At 71.1% G+C, this 318-nt stretch carries 1 protein-coding gene; it reads left to right on the forward strand.

Translation table 11 applies throughout. The features are described from left to right. Window positions 1-318 (forward strand): peroxidase family protein (locus EKO23_RS25635; protein ID WP_217702822.1); only part of this gene is annotated, 318 nt, incomplete at both ends.

The raw sequence follows: 318 nt of genomic DNA on the forward strand, positions 1-318 counted from the left end.
CCTACCTCGGCCAGTTCGTCGACCACGACCTCACCTTCGACGCCACCAAGGTGACCTTCGGCGACCTGGTCTTCCCCGCCCACCTGGTCCAGGGCAGGTCCCCGGCGCTCGACCTCGACTCGCTGTACGGCGCCGGGCCGCTCGACCCGGTGTCCGAGGCGTTCTACGACCCAGACGGCCAGCACCTGAAGACGGGCAGGACCGTGGCCGCCGGCGACCCGGCGATGGACGGGTTCGACCTCCCCCGCAAGGGCACGGGCACGGCGGCACAGAAGCGCAAGGCGCTGATCCCCGACCACCGCAACGACGAGAACCTCG

Origin of the sequence: Nocardioides guangzhouensis (genome assembly GCF_004519545.1) — a bacterium.
Lineage (GTDB): Bacteria > Actinomycetota > Actinomycetes > Propionibacteriales > Nocardioidaceae > Nocardioides > Nocardioides guangzhouensis.